This window comes from Paenibacillus sp. SAF-068, assembly GCF_051967555.1.
Lineage (GTDB): Bacteria > Bacillota > Bacilli > Paenibacillales > Paenibacillaceae > Paenibacillus.
Window position 1 is genome coordinate 380,547 of sequence record NZ_JBQCJX010000002.1, and the last position, 18,075, is coordinate 398,621.

14 protein-coding genes are annotated in these 18,075 nt (G+C 41.6%); 9 read left to right on the forward strand and 5 right to left on the reverse strand.

Going from position 1 to position 18,075, the window contains the following annotated elements; all coding sequences use genetic code 11:
* Positions 1-991, forward strand: a 991-nt coding sequence (locus tag ACTHPG_RS15655) for an exosporium glycoprotein BclB-related protein (RefSeq protein ID WP_440390512.1), incomplete at its 5' end; no start/stop codon positions are given.
* Positions 992-1,287: 296 nt separating this feature from the next.
* On the opposite strand, the gene ACTHPG_RS15660 is transcribed toward ACTHPG_RS15655, so the two are convergent.
* Complete coding sequence (locus ACTHPG_RS15660) at positions 1,288-2,118, reverse strand: ankyrin repeat domain-containing protein (RefSeq protein WP_440390513.1); 831 nt, start codon at positions 2,116-2,118, stop codon at positions 1,288-1,290.
* 14 nt (positions 2,119-2,132) lie between these two features.
* Positions 2,133-3,059, reverse strand: a complete 927-nt coding sequence (locus ACTHPG_RS15665; RefSeq protein ID WP_440390514.1) for a phosphotransferase — start codon at positions 3,057-3,059, stop codon at positions 2,133-2,135.
* Positions 3,060-3,421: 362 nt separating this feature from the next.
* On the opposite strand from ACTHPG_RS15665, the gene ACTHPG_RS15670 reads away from it, so the two are divergent.
* On the forward strand, positions 3,422-4,009 hold the full coding sequence (locus ACTHPG_RS15670) for an imm11 family protein (protein ID WP_440390515.1): 588 nt from the start codon (positions 3,422-3,424) through the stop codon (positions 4,007-4,009).
* 93 nt (positions 4,010-4,102) lie between these two features.
* Here the strand turns inward: ACTHPG_RS15670 and ACTHPG_RS15675 are convergent, their stop codons facing one another.
* Positions 4,103-4,681, reverse strand: coding sequence for a TetR/AcrR family transcriptional regulator (locus tag ACTHPG_RS15675; protein ID WP_440390516.1), 579 nt, complete (start codon positions 4,679-4,681; stop codon positions 4,103-4,105).
* Positions 4,682-4,821: 140 nt separating this feature from the next.
* On the opposite strand from ACTHPG_RS15675, the gene ACTHPG_RS15680 reads away from it, so the two are divergent.
* The 4 genes from ACTHPG_RS15680 (at position 4,822) to ACTHPG_RS15695 (ending at position 13,030) form a co-directional block, all read left to right on the forward strand.
* Positions 4,822-5,724, forward strand: a complete 903-nt coding sequence (locus tag ACTHPG_RS15680) for a lysostaphin resistance A-like protein (protein ID WP_440390517.1) — start codon at positions 4,822-4,824, stop codon at positions 5,722-5,724.
* A 584-nt stretch (positions 5,725-6,308) separates the two neighbouring features.
* Complete coding sequence (locus tag ACTHPG_RS15685) at positions 6,309-7,871, forward strand: acetamidase/formamidase family protein (RefSeq protein ID WP_440390518.1); 1,563 nt, start codon at positions 6,309-6,311, stop codon at positions 7,869-7,871.
* 813 nt (positions 7,872-8,684) lie between these two features.
* A complete protein-coding gene (locus tag ACTHPG_RS15690; protein ID WP_440390519.1) occupies positions 8,685-9,908 on the forward strand; it encodes an MBL fold metallo-hydrolase in 1,224 nt (407 codons plus the stop codon).
* A gap of 17 nt (positions 9,909-9,925) precedes the next feature.
* Positions 9,926-13,030 carry a pentapeptide repeat-containing protein gene (locus tag ACTHPG_RS15695; RefSeq protein ID WP_440390520.1) on the forward strand — a complete coding sequence of 1,035 codons (3,105 nt, stop codon included), beginning with the start codon at positions 9,926-9,928 and terminating at the stop codon, positions 13,028-13,030.
* 185 nt (positions 13,031-13,215) lie between these two features.
* Here ACTHPG_RS15695 and ACTHPG_RS15700 read toward each other — a convergent pair whose 3' ends face one another.
* A complete protein-coding gene (locus ACTHPG_RS15700; protein WP_440390521.1) occupies positions 13,216-14,052 on the reverse strand; it encodes a sulfurtransferase in 837 nt (278 codons plus the stop codon).
* A gap of 63 nt (positions 14,053-14,115) precedes the next feature.
* Positions 14,116-15,060: a DMT family transporter gene (locus ACTHPG_RS15705; RefSeq protein WP_440390522.1), complete on the reverse strand. Its 945-nt coding sequence runs from the start codon at positions 15,058-15,060 to the stop codon at positions 14,116-14,118.
* 222 nt (positions 15,061-15,282) lie between these two features.
* On the opposite strand from ACTHPG_RS15705, the gene ACTHPG_RS15710 reads away from it, so the two are divergent.
* From ACTHPG_RS15710 to ACTHPG_RS15720, 3 genes are all read left to right on the forward strand, one after another.
* A complete protein-coding gene (locus tag ACTHPG_RS15710; protein WP_440390523.1) occupies positions 15,283-16,191 on the forward strand; it encodes a polysaccharide deacetylase family protein in 909 nt (302 codons plus the stop codon).
* 37 nt (positions 16,192-16,228) lie between these two features.
* Complete coding sequence (locus ACTHPG_RS15715) at positions 16,229-16,882, forward strand: YkyA family protein (protein WP_440390524.1); 654 nt, start codon at positions 16,229-16,231, stop codon at positions 16,880-16,882.
* A 141-nt stretch (positions 16,883-17,023) separates the two neighbouring features.
* A complete protein-coding gene (locus ACTHPG_RS15720; protein ID WP_440390525.1) occupies positions 17,024-17,914 on the forward strand; it encodes a hypothetical protein in 891 nt (296 codons plus the stop codon).
* Positions 17,915-18,075 lie beyond the last annotated feature (161 nt).

Sequence of the window (18,075 nt, forward strand, 5' to 3'; positions counted from 1 at the left end):
CACAGCAGGTACAACCGGAGTAACCGGAGCAACAGGTACAGCAGGTGTAACCGGGGTAACCGGAGCAACAGGCACAGCAGGTACAACCGGAGTAACGGGAGCGACAGGCACAGCAGGTACAACCGGAGTAACGGGAGCGACAGGCACAGCAGGTACAACCGGAGTAACGGGAGCAACGGGCACAGCGGGTACAACGGGAGTAACCGGAGCGACAGGTACAGCAGGTGTAACCGGGGCAACGGGAGCGACAGGTACAGCAGGTGTAACCGGGGTAACCGGAGCAACGGGTACGGCAGGTGTAACCGGGGTAACGGGAGCAACGGGCACAGCAGGTACAACCGGAGTAACCGGAGCAACGGGCACAGCGGGTACAACGGGAGTAACCGGAGCGACAGGCACAGCAGGTGTAACCGGGGTAACCGGAGCAACAGGTACAGCAGGTGTAACCGGGGCAACGGGAGCGACAGGTTCTGGAGCAATTATTCCTTATGCATCAGGACTTCCGGTTGCGTTGACTACGGTATTGGGTGGACTTTTGAATACTTCCAGCCTAGTTGGTTTTGGCAACAGTGCTACAGGAGTAAGTGTTACCGGAGGAATTATTGATCTCACTGGTGCTGCGGGTACCTTGCTTAACTTTGCTTTCTCAGCATCACGTTCAGGAACGATTACTTCACTGGCTGCTTATTTCAGCACGACTGCCGGACTTAGCTTGGTTGGATCTACAGTAACGATAACTGCACAATTATTCCGTTCCACTACACCTAATAACTCCTTCACAGCTGTACCGGGTGCATTGGTAACTTTGGCTCCTGCACTCACCGGAGTTTTGGCACTGGGCACAATATCCAGCGGGTTAACTACGGGACTGAGTATTCCGGTATCGGCAGGTGACCGCCTGCTGATGGTCTTCTCGGCATCCGTAACAGCCGGAATCGATGTGGCTACAACTGTGGCCGGTTATGCAAGCGGTGGGCTTACCATCACTTAATGGAGCATCAGCCTATGTAATAAGTGTACAGACAGGGACCCTTGCCATGATGGTGAGAGGTCCCTGTTTATTTGTGAGCACAATTCGTAGAGCCTTTAAAAGGCGAGGAGCCTTGAACAACCTTGAGTCTACTTCCGCGATAAACTTGATTATTCTGGACAGCAGGGAAGTTAACCCATAAGCACGCGCAAAAAAAACGAAGATCGAGGGCTTTTCTTTTCCAGTCATTTCAGCTTTGTTGCAGCTTTTCATGTTCACAGTTACTGGGGAGTGGCATTTCCACGGCAGCCATTCATCTACCTGTTAATCTCATTCGCGGATTTTGCACCTTGACTTTCAAGCCATGGAATCAGTTCAACCCATGAATGTCGTTTGGCCGTGTCCAGTGGAGTCATTCCATCCCAGGGGGCTATCCAGTTCAGTTCGGCGCCTCGGTCAAGAAGGTATTCTGCTGATTCTCTTTGACCTCCATGACAAGCACACCAAAAGGCAACGGTTACTGCATCGGGAGGAGAAGGGGAGGTGCTCGTTCCCCAAGGATAACATTCCGGGAGTTGAGTTCCTTTAAAGTGTTCTTGTATGGCGCGAATATTTCCAAGAGCGGCTGCATGCCAAAGGGCAAAGACCGCGCCACGCTCAACCAAGCGTCGGGCTGTATCCCATTGTGCGAAAGCAATAGCATCGTCCAGCGGCGTACCACCGGCGATCACCGCGCCCGGCGATTCAATGTCTGCGCCAGCATCAAGAAGGGCATCGAGCACTTGAACGTCATTGGAGCTTGCAGCCCAGTGCAAAGGTGTCTCGATATGTGGACCGACAAAAGGAGCGTTCACTTCCGCACCGAACTTGGTCAATACTCGCACAGTATCCGCTCCATGAGGGAAGTGCCCCGGCCAATCTGTCACCACGTGCAGCAGCGTTCGAGAGATACTAGAGTCTGAATCTATATTGTCAGGCTTTCTTTCCAATATTCTTATCTCTGCCAATCCCGGATTCTCTGCCAGCAGTTGCTGTAACGATAAAATATCTCCAGTGTGAATGGCTTGAATAACGCTCACGGCAAGTCTTTCATCTTCGTACATAAATTCCATGTTTAAATCTCCTTCCAGTCTTATATCCATATTCATGTGTATGGCTCTTATCACATAAGCATCTGAATTGCGCATCTGGCATGATACTTCGCGAGATTTCTAGCAAATTGCTGATCGGGGAATTGTCTATGAAGCAGTTTCAACCCTCCGGATACCAAAGATAAATGATGGCAAAATCGATAAAATGTCATCCGCGCCGGGTCGAGATCTTTATTTTTTAAATAGTGATAAAAGTCTCCAAAGCGAAACTCCAGAAAGCTATGCTCATGTTCGAGATCGAAGAATTCTGCGCCCTCAATATCAATAAGACATGGTTGCATTGCATGATCGATCCATATATGATCCGGACCCAGCTCTCCATGGATGAAACTATAGAGCTCTCTGGGTTGAATTGCGGCTTCCAATTCGTATAGTTTCTCAAGCAGCCTTTCTTCATTTTTTCTAATATCGGTAATATGCTTGGATGCATAGGATAGGGCTTTCTCTGCATCCAACCGCTTAACTTTGTAGCAAGGCTCGGCCTTTTTTCTGTTATCGTTAGCGTTTCCATAAACATTTCTTTGGATATTATGCATAGTAGAGAACATATCCCTGATCCGTTGAAACAATATATCCCGATCGTTGTGATTTTTATGCTGGAAATAGGCTTCGGCCTTCTGTCCATCCACATATTCAACAAGAGCAAAATCATAAGCGTGCCGATTCCTATCGTTATTGAGGTGATACAAGGTTGGTGTTCGAATTCCATGTTTTGCGAGAAAGCGTGTATTGAAAGAGAAAAGTTCGCTGCCATATGAACTGTGAAAAGTGGATTCATTCACGATCTCTTCCTGAAAATAGTTGCTGGAAATATCCCAAACGTACAACATACAAGTAAAACCATTCTTGAAGTCCATTTTGTAAATGACTTTTTGTGCGCCTCCATGAACTCTTGCACTCTGCGTTATGAGATAACCGGCACCAAATACATTGTACACATAATCCTGCAATTCTTCACGCGTAAGATGGTTGTTGAACATCATTGATTTATGCTCCGTTTCATCTGTATTTTGCCGGCCAGCAATATAAATATATAGAACATTTTTCCAAAAAATAGACTGTTTCTTTTCGATCTGTTAAAGTGTTGCTTAAGGTCTGTATATTCATATGTATATTAAAGCAAGGGGGCGGGTACTCACTTTAGTGAGTGATCCGGCCCCTTTTTTGCATGCAAGTTGACTCTTTATTGACATCAACTTAGACACTTCGATTTTTTTGTATTCCCTACTAATCGAAACTTAAACCTCTAAAACAGTACAATGGATGAAAAGCACTTCATTCGGAAAGGAGACATCATTCTTTGAACTATTATTTTCTGGAATCTCAATATCCACGCAGAGGGTTTATTAGTGGTGGAACGACTTTTACTCCCCAATTAGATATGAATTATGTGGCGGTAGAGAATCCTTTGCCAGAGGGGACAACCGCAGAGGTTGAGTTATTGTCTTCGGTGCGCAATCTGAATGTAGATTATTTTGAGACGATCACAGGTACAAGACATGTATCAGATCGTTTTAAAAAGCTGTTGGAGGAAACGAATACAAACGCACAGTTTATTCCGACAGCGGTATGTTACCACGACGGTCGTACGGTGGAAGAAACCTATTGGACTGTACATCACCTTAATCGTCTGGATGTTTTCGATTATGAACGTTCTGAATATGGGCGCAAGGCAGTCATTGCTGCATCTGTACAACAACCTCCACGTAAGATCGTCAAAGTTGCATCTCGGATCTGCCTTCATGATGAGCGAATTGGTGAGAATGAATTTTTTATGCTGGATTATATCAATATCTTCAAACCCATCGTTTCAAAAGATTTTTACGAAGTATGCCAAAAACATAAGTTAAATCTGAACGTGACAGAAGTCGGAAATGTAAGCATCTAGAATGCAACATGAAAATAATAAAAACTAAAGAGCCCGCGCATAACGTGGGCTCTTTGGTTTTTATTTTTCCCCGATTACGAATCAGGTTTTCCTCTAACGTATAATCCAATGGATGTAGTCTTGTATCAATTCTTTGCTTCGTGTTCGATTTATCTTATCCGGCTCCAGATACAAATTGAGCGCCATCCCATTCATAAAGGCATACAGTTTTTCCTGTTCCTTCTCTTCATCGGTAGTGCGCAAAAGACCTTCATTTTTCAAGTAAGTAATGCAGTTTCTTATTGCATTTTGCAGGTCCTCATAATTGGCATCGAACCCTTTTTGCGTTTTTCCATAGCTTACAAATGCAAACCAAACCTCCATTTCCAATAATGTCTGTTCATCAGTCGGCACTAGCTCAAGCAAGTATTCAACAATTCTATCTTGAGGCGCCAGTTCTCTTGCATTCAGATTGCTCAGCCGAGTAAGTACCTTTTCTTTAACTAACTCCATTGCAAATGCTAATAGGCTCTCTTGTTTGGAAAAATAATGTCTTAAAGCGCCTTGTGATAATCCGGCCTCCTTCGCAATTGTTCTTGACGTTGCATGATGAATACCTTTCTCACTAATGATTTTCCAAGTAGCTTCAGCGATAATATTCTTCATTTTCTCATGATCCACGATTTTTGGCATACATACAGAATACCATATTATTTAACTCAACTGAAATAAATAGACGCTCAAGCTGAAATGTGCTAGAGTTTATTTAACTCAACTGAATTAAAAAAAGAATGGGGCAAACGAGACATGCCGCTCAAAGGAGTGCAGGTAGAATGAATCAGCAATTCAAAATAATGCTTCCAGCATGGGGAAAGGCAATCGGATTATTATGCATGATCATGATATTTGCTGCTGTATTGTGGTTAGTGTGGACCGGAAACTTGAATATAAGGTACACGGCTGATCGTGAGGAAGTGATTCCAATATGGCATAGTATGTTGCCGGCATTCCTTGGCATTGTTCTAATCCGGAGGATTCCTTATAAAAGTCAATATCCCTCGTCTTTTCAACAGATGAAGAAACAGCACTTGGTCGTTCAATCGATCGTATTACTGCTGTCAGGTGTTTTATTTACGGTTTCTCTGATAACGATAGACCCGCAAGGATTACATTTCCAGCTATATTATTTGACGTTCAAGTTGACGACATTATTGTTCATCCCATTGATTTTATTACTGATTTATCGAAAAATGACTGGCGGACAGCAAGATATTATCTCTGCAAAGCCTCGCACCCACAGACACGTCATCGCACCACTAATCGTTATTGTGGTGTGGGGTTATCTAAAGTTCTATTCTCCAATTGCACAACCAGAAGCAGCAATCACTGCAACCGATACGACAGAATTACTTCTCCTGGTGTTGATTGGTTTTATGATCAATAGCCTATTGGAGGAAGTTTTTTATCGGGTATGGTTGCAGACTCGATTGGAGGCGTTGCTTGGAAGATGGCCCGCCATATTACTAGTTTCAATACTATGGTCCATCTGGCATGTCGCCATTCAAGGAAGTGGTCAGTGGGATATGGATGTGGCAACAGTGATTGCAAATCATGGGGTTACGGGTCTGTTTCTTGGTTATTTATGGGCCCGCTATCGTAAAATATGGGTGATAATCCTGATTCATGGACTCATGAATGCTTCTCCTCATTTTCTTTTGCAGATCCTGTATCATTAGAGGTAAGAACTACGATTGTTAGTGATCAGCAACACCTGAAGCCTCCTCCAGCGGAGGTTTTTGGTTTTAACGGCTTGGTCCCGCCGTATGTTGAATAATCAGTGATTCGGCGTCAATGCTGGAACATCTTTGCGGTCGATATTAAAGATGCTGCTTGGAAATTGCAAATTCGAATGTATTCCATGATATGACTCCGTCATCGTTGTTTACCTCTTCTTCATGGATCGAGGAGTACCCCTCAATAAGTTTAGCAGGTCTAAATCCAATTTTACCACGTTTAATAGATGACAAAATAAGGGCAACCACCGCATTCCCCTCATAACTGATCTAGTCGCTCCAACTTACTTCATTTTGTTTGTTCAAATCTCTAACGAATGTTCATCAAATTTAGGAAATGTATTTAAGTTTAATACGCTTTTTAAATGTTAGGTATCTTTACGTTTTTTTTATATTTTATAAGTTTATTCTTTAATGCTAGCCTTTTATGTTATGTTTTTTAACAAAAATGATATTGTTGTATATGTAATTTTATGTTAGTGTTTATTTGTGTAAGGTAATATTACATAGTAAAGAGGGGGAGCATTATGTTTATTAACCGGACGATTAGGGAATTTGGGGTTTCAGTAGGGATTATAAGTATGTTTACATTTGCTCTACCTTCAGTGGGCTTTAGTATGCCACTGCAACCAACAACCCTTGAGAGGGTTGAAGGTGATTATTATGTAACGTCTGCGGTTGAGAACATTCGCTGGGGATCACTGCCTAATCGAGACAGCTCTCCGATTCTTACTGTACCATCAGGAAGTGCTGTAACATTTGACACGGTATCGCATGAGGGACTGATGGAGGATCAAGGGAGAAATCCAGTGGAGTACTTCGGCAAATTCGGTATCTCATCCGATGGGGTGTTGAATGATGCGAAGGCAATTACAGCTTCTGGGATTAAGCATGATTTTGTAAAAGATGGACCTCATATTATCACTGGGCCAGTAGCGGTTGAGGGAGCGGAGCCGGGTGACGTTCTTAAAGTAGAAGTCCTTTCGTTGCAAACTCGAGTTCCCTATGGTGTCATTTCTAACCGCCATGGGAAAGGTGCCCTTCCTAACGAATTTCCAGAAAATAAAGGCCCACAAGAGGGAGCTAGCGCAACAAAACCGGAATTATATAATAATGTATCTATATTTACACCCATAGAAGAAATCAACGGCAACTGGTATGGGGTATTACCAACAAAAACTGGCAAAAATGTACGTTTCCCCATTAACCCGTTTCTAGGTGTTATGGGGGTTGCACCGAATACCAGTGAAGTTGTGAGTTCGATCCCACCTATTGAAACGGGAGGAAATATGGATATTAATGAGTTGGGTGTTGGTGCAACTATTTATTATCCGATCCAAGTTAAAGGGGGGCTATTCTATACTGGAGATCCACACTTTGCTCAAGGGGATGGAGAAGTGGCGTTAACTGCATTGGAAGCTTCCTTAAGGGGGACAGTTCGGTTAACGGTGTTAAAGAAAGGTGATCCATCACTCCCACATAGTGGAGATTTTACACAACCCTTTGCTGAAACGGAGGATTATTGGATTCCAATTGGCTTGGACCCTGATTTGGATGAAGCAATGAAAGAATCAGTACGAGAATCGATTCAATTCTTATCCGATAAGCTTGATATGGATAGAAGTGTAGCTTATGCGTACCTATCGGCGGCAACGGATTACGAAGTATCTCAGGTCGTGGACCGAACAAAAGGCGTTCATGGGCTCATTCGAAAGACCGATTTCCTTGAATATGTTGACGTTGCAATGAATGTAAGTGGTACGACAATCAAACCGGTTGTTCATAACGATGAGTTCTACGTACCGATTCGAACCATTTCGGAGCTATTGGGCGGCACAGTAGAATGGGATCATAAGACGCGTTCCACGCAAATCAAATTAGGCACGAAAAATATAAGTGCTCAAATTGGTTCAGATGTGTATTCAATTAGCGATAAATTGGTGTTCAATAGTAAAGTACCTAAGCTTTTAAATGGCGAGACCGTAGTTCCGGTTTCTGTTATTAATGAAATACTCGGTGCTTATGTGAACTGGACGACGATCGACAAGACGTTAACAGCAAATGTATCTTTAAGTAAAAAGCAACAATAGAATTGGTTATTCAACCGTGGTGGACGGACGTCCATCACGGTTTTTTCTGTTATCATGAATTCAAAAAAAAGCTACCCCTTGATGTCTACTTCTGTGCGCTTGTAAATACTTACAGGGTGGTGTTGTTAACTCGATGTTGACTCCGAACATAGAAAAATACATCGCCGGGGCAGATAAGCTGCCTGGCGATGTATTCAACATCGATATACTGATACGTCTTTGTCAGCTTCCGCATTACCGGTAGCCACCGGATTCTCCTCATAACTAATCCAATCGCTCCAGCTCCCGGAGTACAGCTTCACATTTGAATACTCGGCTTCTTCCAGCGAGATTGCCTGTGGAGGTGTTTTAAGTACCGTTATGGCAATGATAAACTGATAAATTACATTAATAAGTTTTATTATGCCGCAGTAATTTCATATCACAAAAGAACTAACTGGTTGTGATTGTTGTGAGAGCGATTTTTGAGGCGGAATAGTCAGGATTAATTAAGGAGAAATTAGTCTTTTTTGATGTTGAAGTAGGATAGAGGCGGGAACTAGAGATTTAATGAGTTGCACTGATGTTCCTCAGAAGTGATTAAGGTTTTTAAAAGTTTAGTATTTATACTTGGAAAGACAAAAAGAGAAATCTTTTAGTATAATGTATTTTAGATAGTGTGTAGTAAATTTTGTGAATGTGATTTGAGAATGATCCTACCTAAGTATTGAAGTGAAATGTTCAAAATCTCATCCTGAATTAAACCATATAAAGACAAATTAATTATGTGGTATATTGTTGAATAATATTAGAATAAGATAAGGATTTGATTTTATGGGGGTTAATGTGTGCATAGAGATGTTCCCGAGTTCCTATGGGGACTCATTCTTAATCAATTATGGAGACAAATATCAGAATCATATTATTGTAGATTTTGGATTTTCAAGTACATATTATAAGTTTTTGAAAAAGAGACTTCAGCTTATTAATGAGAACAATGAAAGGCTAGCACTTGCTGTCTTTACTCATATTGATTCTGATCATATCAACGGCGCAATTCCGTTTCTAAAAGAAAATGAATCATCAGCATCCCCTAAAATTATTGGAGTTGATGAGATATGGCATAATAGTCTATTAAATAGTTCCGATGATGAGTTGTTTCCTGCTGATGAGTCAGATTTAAAAGATAAGTTAAGATCTATACTTGCTCTGGGGTATCCTCAAGATGAAGAAGAGATGATTCTGTCTAAACCCATTGGTGTAGTACAAGGTTCAGCAGTTTGTGACTTGCTATTGAAAGGAGGCTATAACTGGAACAAAAGTTTTGGTAATAAAGCAGTTGTTGTTTCCAAGCATTCAAAAGATTTACCAATAGTGCAAATTGATGAGGATGTAACTATAACAATTTTAACCCCAACAACTGACAAACTTACCATGTTGAAAAAAATATGGAAATCTAAGTTATTTGAGCTAGGAATTGAAAAAAAAGGAAATAATATGATCTTTTCTGAGGCATTTGAGTATTGGATTGCGCAAAAGGCTGCCTCCGACATGGATAGCGATAGAGTAAGACCAATCAGTCAAAATGATGGCATAAAGCATTTAATTGAAAATTCTTTCATAGAAGATACTGCTATTGCTAATGGTAGTTCTATATCATTTGTATTGTCCTTCAAGGAAAAATCAATTCTATTTCTTGGAGATGCACATCCTTCTGATGTTGAACAGAGTTTGAAAAAATACTCCGAAAGTAAAAAAATATACTTTTCGGCTATTAAGGTTTCCCATCATGGAGGCAGTGGCAGTATGAGTCCTGCTTTACTTGAATTAGTGGATGCAAAGTATTATATTTTTTCAACGAATGGTTTTAAATATAATCACCCTTCTAAAGAAACTATTGCACGAATAATTGCTAGACCTATATCGAACGATGTGAGAGTCCTAGTGTTCAATTATAAGACAGACAGCTCAAAGTTTTACGAGAATATGGATTACCAAAATGAGTATAAATATGAAATTGAGTATGGAAACTCTTTAAATACTTTAATAAATATATAGAAATAGGGTGTGTAGAAATGGTAGATTTTTCACCAACTTTTATTGGACAACTTGAATGTGGTGAAAAACGAGGAACGGCGTTTATGATTTCCGATTCACTTGCCCTTACCGCATATCATACTCTTGAATATTATGATTCAGAGGAAATTAAGATCTCTTTTCCCTACAATGAGAATTTACATGTTACTGCTAAATTAATTAATAAGATAAATGATGTAGCACTTCTTTCCATTGATGGCTTATTACAAATTGAAAACTCTTTCCTATTAGCCGGTGAAAAAATTCTTCCTGATAAAGAGTGGAGTACTTTTGGTTATCCTGCGAGTCGAGAACCGACAGGTGGAAGATTTACAGGTAAAGTAACCTTAGATAATCTAGTTGGTGATAAAACATATAATATTGACTTGAATGTTAATGAAGGGAAAAATGGATTGGTTTTTGATGGGCTCTCAGGAGCTCCTTTAATAATAGATAACCATATAGTTGGCGTCATTACTGTCGAAAAAAATGGGAAAGCTTTAGGTGCAACTTCACTTAGTAGTATTAATGCTTTATTAGAATCTAATGATATTGCAGTCTCAAAGAGACTAATTCGTGACGAAGAAAAGTTTTATTTAAATGAAATGATGAGTCTTAAGAATATTAAATGTGGTGATGATGAAAATTTACCATATCAACCCACAGTTGCATTTTGGGAAAATATTGAGTCATACGGTGACGAAAGAAAGTTAAGTCGACCAAAGCTGCAAATGATTGAAGATTTGATTCAATCATTTTTTCCGCTTTCTTCGAAAACATTTCACGGAAGATTATTGTTTACTTTCGCTGAGTTCGGTAAAGGGAAATCTTCCTTTTACAAGTATGCAGCTTCCAATTTGGCTCAAAAGTATATGTACAGCGAAAGTGATTTTTTTCCTATTTATGTGAATTTGAAAAATGTCGCGGAGAAATGGGAGAGATATGCGGAGCATAAGTTTGGGTGTATAGGTGGTTATTTAGAATTTCGATATGGTATTAGTTTGAATGAGGATTACTATAAACAAAAAACTTATATTTTTCTAATTGATTCATTAGACGAATGTGGTGAAATAACAGAGGAAAATATACAAAAGGTTCTATTTTCTATTGAGAGATTAAATTTATTGAAGCCAGAAGTTTCGAATAATAATCGAATTCTTATTTCTTCAAGACCTATTTACTTAAACTGCATTAGGAAAGCATTAAAGGAAAATGCATTCATTCCTAAGGACTCTACACAAAAATTCTATTTATCTATATATGGTTTCTTACCACAGCAATTTGATATGTATTTTAGAACTTTATTTATGAGGCAAGAAAGCGAATCAATAAAAAAAAATAATAAAATGAACCAGAGATTGATTTCGCTAACTTTGTCTGGAGATAGTCCATTTCGTTTCATGGCTCAAAACTCTGGTTTAAAGCAAGATGAATTACTACGACCGATAATAACATACATGCTTTATAAATTAATTATTTCGAATGTAAGTTTTTCGTTTAACAACCGGGTGAGTATTTATTTATCATTTCTTAATCTCCTTACTAAAGAGGCAAAGTATATGGGTGACGAAGAGATCAAGGATAAATACTCCTTAGAAGAAGAGTTAAAGCACAGAAACCTACTTCATGCCTCGGCTGCATTGTGGATGTATAACCAAAGGGACAATAAACAAGGTCACCTCAAACAAATTGATTTAGTAAGAACAATCTATGGCAAAAATATTGTCAATGAAAAAGACGATGTACTTCACTATCGTTTCTTGTCGCATTCTTACTTTGGAAATAAAGAAGATACGTTCTATTTTCAACATCAATCGTTTGCAGAAATGTTACTTGCAGAGTATTACTTGAAAATATTAATAACTAATAGTTTGGTTAAAAAACCAGAAATTTCAAATGCGCGACTGAAATTAATGCTTGGATATCCCACTAATCAAACTATGGCTTTTTTTCAGGGATTACTAGAATTATTGAACTTAGCATCAAAGGATACATCTGCTGATTTGAAAATACCGAAAAAAGTGAAAAAGGCAAGAGAGATGCTATTTCCAATTATAGCGTCAATTGGTCTATATGATACGAACTCTACATTTTTTAATCACGAAATAAAAAGTTCTTGGTTGAGTAAAGCTGAAATACATTCAACCAATTATATTATACCTGAGGTTTTACTAAGCGAGTGGCCGATAAACCAACACGTATTAAAGAAGATTGTAAACTTGTGTATAGAAATACTTTCGAATGAAACTAAGTATTTGCTTACAAAAGCACGATTTGAGAGTAGTCTATTTGATAATGAGGTTCTTGTTATTGATGAGGATGGAGACTTTACTCATCATAATACAGATCGATGGATCGCACTTTTTACTTTACAGGAGATAGCGAAAAGGCCTTATGGTTTAAGATTCTCAGATAATACTATTAATACTATTGTGGAAATGATTCGCACACATCAACATATGTTTGGAGTATCCCACCCAACTTGGTCTAAAAATTTGATTTCAGGACTAAGACTAAATGAGTACTCAACACTATCAGGATTTGACTTATCAGATTCTGAATTAACATTTATTAAATGGATATATAGTAGATTAGATGGTGTAAACTTTTCAAATTCAAGAATAGTAATCTCCTCTATGTCTAGTTCGAATTTGAATGGAGCTAATTTCCAAGGGGCTGAATTAAGTTCAGTAACGTTTAGAGATGTAGAATGCATTCGGAGTAACTTCGATTCTGTTCTAATGAAGGGGAACATTTTCGCAAATTCAGAGTTATCCATGTCGAATTTTGATAATGCAACATGTAAAGAAACTGATTTTAGCGATTCTGACATTAGCGGTGCAAAATTTACTTATGCTCATCTCTATGATAATAATTTTTATAGAGCACATTTGAGAAATGCAGACCTGAGATATTCTACTTGGATTGATTGTGATCTCAATGGTGTTGATTTTCAAGATGCGAATTTATATAACATGCAAATTGATGAACATAGCTACAATCGATATCAAGAACAACTATCGTATGGAAAGCATTTTGATAAAATTAAAATATTGTTTAGCTGGGAAGTGGATGAAATTCTTGAAGAAATTTTTTATTACTAAATTCAAAGTATAGTCTTAGTTTTTAAAAAATGTAAGTTATTAATGATCGATAAAGAGTTGAATATTTTATAGTGCAAAGAATTTTCCTATAAGCCCAAACTCTTAAAAAAGTGAAATTCAACAACGTAAATTAGTAATGTGAAAAGGCCCGTGTCCTAGCGGGCCTTATTTTTTATATTGTTTTTTTATTTTGCCCCTGTCGCCACCGCATTCTCCTCATAACTGATCCAGTCGCTCCAGCTCCCGGAATACAGCTTCACATTCGAATATCCCGCTTCCTCCAGTGCAATCACGTTCGGGCAGGCCGAGACGCCAGAACCGCAGTAGACGATAATGGCATCATCTTTCCCCAGCTTCACGAAACGCTCTTCTAACACCTCAGTACCTGTCCAACGTCCATCCCAATCCAACACATCTTTCCAAAAGTAGTTCAACGCACCTGGAATATGTCCAGCCTTAGCATCAATTGGTTCTTCCAGACCCGCATAACGGCGGGCATCGCGGGAGTCGATCAACGCAGCGCTGCCAGTTACCGAGGCTTGTTGCACATCTTGCACACTTGCCAGCATGGCTGGCTGCACATTCACCTCAAAGGAAGACGGGATCTGCACGGGCACATCCTGAGTCACCGGGAATTTGGCATTTTGCCAAGCGGAGAAACCTTCGTCCATGATATACACCTGTTCATGACCGATATAGCGAAGCAACCACCACAATCGCGAGGCATTCATACCGCCTTGATCATCGTAGGCAATAATGCGTGCATTGGAGCCGATCCCAGCTTTGGATAGGCGACTTGCGAGAACAGACGGATCAGGAAGCGGGTGACGTCCTCCGTGCGCAGACACCGGAGAAGACAGGTCTTTTTCCAAATCGAGATAGACAGCCCCTGGAATATGTCCGGCTTCATAAGCTTGTCTTCCAGCCTCCGGCTGACCGAGCAAGAATCGGCAATCGGCAATGATCACATCCGGTTCATACATTCTGGCGAGCAGCCAGCGCATGGATACAATATTTTTCATCAAATTACACCGCCTTAGGAAAGTGGGAGAGTCGTTTATAACTATGCATTACGAAAAAATACGTTATACCGTGGTAGGTTCAACAGGCCCTTTGCCAGCGATCGGAGCATCAGCAGGAATGGGTTGAGGTTTGGTTTTGCCATATCGAATGAAGATCCATACCCCGAATATAATGACGACCCCGGCAGACATCTGTATAGCACTGAGCGATTCGCCGAGCAGCATCCAGGCCAGTAATGAAGAGAATACGGGTTCCCCAAGTACGCCCATGGATACCGTCGTGGCATTCATATATTGAAGCAGCCAGTTGAAGAGATAATGTCCGAAGATCGTTGGCACAATGGCGAGCAGCAGGAAGATTCCCCACTCTGACGCAGCGTAACCCCCGAATGGGTGGCCCATAATCAGATTATATACCGCCAGCGTACAAGCAGCGACAAAGAATACCCAGAAGTTATACGAAAATGCACTAAGTCCCGCTCGCAAAAATTGACCCAACAGCATGTGTACAGCGACTGCAATTGTGCCAAGTAAAGACAGGATATCCCCTTGCAGGGCAGTACCTGCCAACTGGAAATCTCCTGCGCCAATGACGATTGATCCAAGCAGGGCGATGCCCATGCCGATGATCATCATGCGGTTAATTTTGGCTTTGAACAGCCACACCGAACCTGCAAGAATCAGTATAGGCTCCAGCGCAAGAATAACGGTGGAACTGGCAACACTGGTGAGCCGAAGCGAACCCATCCAGAGCAGGAAATGAAGGGCCAACATCACACCGGATGCAAGCAACAAGCCCCACTGCCGCAAGCTCAGACGCATCATCTCGTGTCTATATTTCCAGACAAAAGGGAGCATCAGCAGGTTGGTCAGAAATAGACGGTACATGGCAATAACCGCAACATCTGCGGTAGACCAGCGTACAAAGATCGAAGAAAAAGAAATAGCGATAATGCCGACAAAGAATAACAGATAGATGGATCTGCCGGCACGGTTCAAACTTGTCATCGGTGTAGCTCCTTCTTGAAGTCTGATGGCGTAAATCACTTCATTATACAGGAGAAGGTAACCGCAGGAAAGATATATAGAACAAAGAGATAAGTAGATTGTAACCGGGCTTGTAACTATTCTGTCATTCTCCCGAATCATTTTTCTATTAATCTTCTATATAGAGACATGAAACGAGATAATATACCAATAATCGGGAAAAAATGAAAGTAAGGAAGTGGCATGACAGTGAGAGTCCAACAAGAGAGAGCGGGAGAACGTGGCAGTATTCCGCACAACACAAGCCGCAAGAAAACACATAAACGAAGAAAAATCCGGTATGGAAGGATCAGCATAGCTCTAATGCTCCTGGTGCTTTTCGTTACCGGTATAACCTATATATTCCTTGGCATGACGCATTGGATCAAAAGCGTTGTGGCACCGCCTCCGATGACTGTAATTGAACAGCCCGCCAAGCTCGGCATGATACAAGTTACTCCGGATGCGAAGGAGGAGCCGGCACGGTTCCAGGGTCAGGTTCGCAAATTGGCATACATAACGTTTGATGATGGCCCGACGGAGTACACGGAACAACTGCTGGATATTTTGAAGCAACACGAGGCGAAGGCTACCTTTTTCATGATTGGACGACAGTTGAATCAGCATCCGGATGCAGTGAAACGGCTGTTGAAGGAAGGCAGTTATCCTGGACTCCATAGCATGACGCATAACTACAAAAAGCTGTATAAGAGCGGCAGTTCTGCGAACTTTGTGAAAGAGTTCAAGAAAGAGCAGAAGATGGTACAAGATTTGATTGGTTTTACACCTCATCTGATTCGCGCACCTTATGGCAGCAGTCCGCAGATCGGTGAGACGTTCAGAGGTGACATTGCTGCGGCCGGGTTCAAAATGTGGGACTGGACGACAGATTCACTTGATTGGAATCTTCCCGGTCAGCCTGACAAGATTGTAGCCCGCGTGAGCAAAAGTGTACATCGGGATAAGGAAGTGATCCTGATGCATGAGCGGGAGCAGACGGTGCAGGCTCTGCCACGTATTCTGAAGCTGCTCGAAGATCGGGGTTACGAGTTCGAAGTATACGATCCGAATGCACACTGGGTAGCCAATTTTAGCGGAGATAGCCGCTTGTAATAGATCAACAAGATGATGCAAGAGAGGAAGGGCTTGGGTGCTAACGAGTAAAAAAGTAGCGCTCGCAGCAGTGAGTGTATTGCTAATTCTGCTGGCGAGTGGTTGTGGAGATCCGCAGGAGCCTGCGGCAAATCAGGTGAACCAATTGGTGCTCGGCGGTCAGGAGATCGATCAGAGTTTGAAGACGCTGGCCAGTCATGAGCAGGAAGATATGAAGTTATACAAGTCTATTTTAGACAAAGGCAAGAACAAAAATAGTGATCTCGAAGCACTGCTGGATCAGGCAGCAGGTCATATTCATGAGCGAAGAACGTTGCTGAAACAGGCGGAAGAGGCCATGCAACAGACCAACGAGAAGACGGTGGCCCTGCGCAGCTCCCTTAAGGAACTATCCTTTGAAAAAGAAGAAACATTGGCGCAAGCTGAGAAGGTTCTGGATCAATATGAAGCAAGGGCACGTGCATTGGGGAATTTTGTTGCCTCGTATCAGCTGAGTCTGAGTGCCGATGAGCAGTTATATGATCTGATGAGAGAAAGTGCAGAACCTAATCTGGTTAAGATCAAACGAGCCATTCGGGTACGCAATAGCGAATATGCGAAGCTTGCTGAATTCCGCAAGCAATTTAACCTCCAGACCAAAGCTTTTAACGGAGCCAATGCCAAACTGGTACAGATGGATCAGGCCGGTTAGGTAGAGACTGCATTAATCGTTCGGACATTTTGCATGATTGAGCCGCCTGTCTCCCGTGTAAGTACTAGTATACAGCCAAGCCAATGGATGAGAAGCAACATGGACAAGCATCATTGCGTATAAGCTAACGGAGGTGTTCATATGCGAAAAGGAAATACAATGAAAGTCAGTGCATCGCTCCTGGTTTTACTTATGGGATTCTCGCTTGTGGCCTGTGGGAACAGTAGTCCTGCTACACAGCCAACTGTGAATAATACGGAAGAACAATCACCAGCACCCGAGCAAAAGCCGGATGAAAGTGCTGTAATAGAAGCGGAAGGCATTCTCACCGGATGGGCTGACCCGCACACCGTCGAGATTCGTGTAAATGAAAAACCGATGTCTTTCCAGGTGGGCGAAAATCTGCAGAAGTCACTGGACGATATGGATGATGAAGATTCCGTTCGGTTCAAATATGTAGAGAGAACCATTGATGCAACAACAAAGCAGCTGGTACTTACAGAGATTGCAAAGATTGAATCGAGTGATGACAATAACGGTTCCAATACCGCCGGTACGGTAACGTCCAACCGTCCGAAGACTGCGGAGCTGGAAGTGACGGTAGAAGGCATGAGCGAGAAGCGCCCTGTGACACTGGCACAAGCGAAAGGTTATTCACTTTATGTGTTTGAACCGATGGCTTTTGACGCGGAAGACCATGAATTAACGATGAAGATTGATCCGGATTATGAGGTGGAGATTGAGAAGCTGCCTGCGGATTTTAATCTGGATATGTTGAAGATGGATGCCAAGGAAGAGTTGTCCGAGACCGGAGAAGTGAAGCAATTGACAGCTGAACAACTCAGTAACGGGCCGATGAAGGATGCAAGATTGTACATGATGTCCCAGAATGATAAGAAAACAGAGTATTTTATTGTGAAAGAACTGGACGGCAATGGTTTCGTTTTCCGTATTCATGCACCGACTGGAGAACCTTCTGAAGGTTTCCTGCCCATGGCCTATGCATCCCTTAATTCCATTATGAATGAGTAGAAAAAAATCCCTAAACAGCGTGTTTCCTTGAGAGAGGAGATACGCTGTTTTTATTGAGGGTACATGCGTTATCAAGCGTACCGTGCCTATGCACAGACAAAGAGCCGGAAGGAATGATGTCATGTCCATACATAGGTTCCTCCCGGCTTCTTCACCGTGTT

What these genes read in the sequence shown, in the direction of transcription:
- ACTHPG_RS15660 (WP_440390513.1), bottom strand. Translation starts at nt 2,118, where the DNA reads ATGAATATGGATATAAGACTGGAAGGAGATTTAAACATGGAATTTATG.
- ACTHPG_RS15675 (WP_440390516.1), bottom strand. Translation starts at nt 4,681, where the DNA reads ATGCCAAAAATCGTGGATCATGAGAAAATGAAGAATATTATCGCTGAA.
- ACTHPG_RS15680 (WP_440390517.1), top strand. Translation starts at nt 4,822, where the DNA reads ATGAATCAGCAATTCAAAATAATGCTTCCAGCATGGGGAAAGGCAATC.
- ACTHPG_RS15685 (WP_440390518.1), top strand. Translation starts at nt 6,309, where the DNA reads ATGTTTATTAACCGGACGATTAGGGAATTTGGGGTTTCAGTAGGGATT.
- ACTHPG_RS15690 (WP_440390519.1), top strand. Translation starts at nt 8,685, where the DNA reads ATGGGGGTTAATGTGTGCATAGAGATGTTCCCGAGTTCCTATGGGGAC.
- ACTHPG_RS15695 (WP_440390520.1), top strand. Translation starts at nt 9,926, where the DNA reads ATGGTAGATTTTTCACCAACTTTTATTGGACAACTTGAATGTGGTGAA.
- ACTHPG_RS15700 (WP_440390521.1), bottom strand. Translation starts at nt 14,052, where the DNA reads ATGAAAAATATTGTATCCATGCGCTGGCTGCTCGCCAGAATGTATGAA.
- ACTHPG_RS15705 (WP_440390522.1), bottom strand. Translation starts at nt 15,060, where the DNA reads ATGACAAGTTTGAACCGTGCCGGCAGATCCATCTATCTGTTATTCTTT.
- ACTHPG_RS15710 (WP_440390523.1), top strand. Translation starts at nt 15,283, where the DNA reads ATGACAGTGAGAGTCCAACAAGAGAGAGCGGGAGAACGTGGCAGTATT.
- ACTHPG_RS15720 (WP_440390525.1), top strand. Translation starts at nt 17,024, where the DNA reads ATGCGAAAAGGAAATACAATGAAAGTCAGTGCATCGCTCCTGGTTTTA.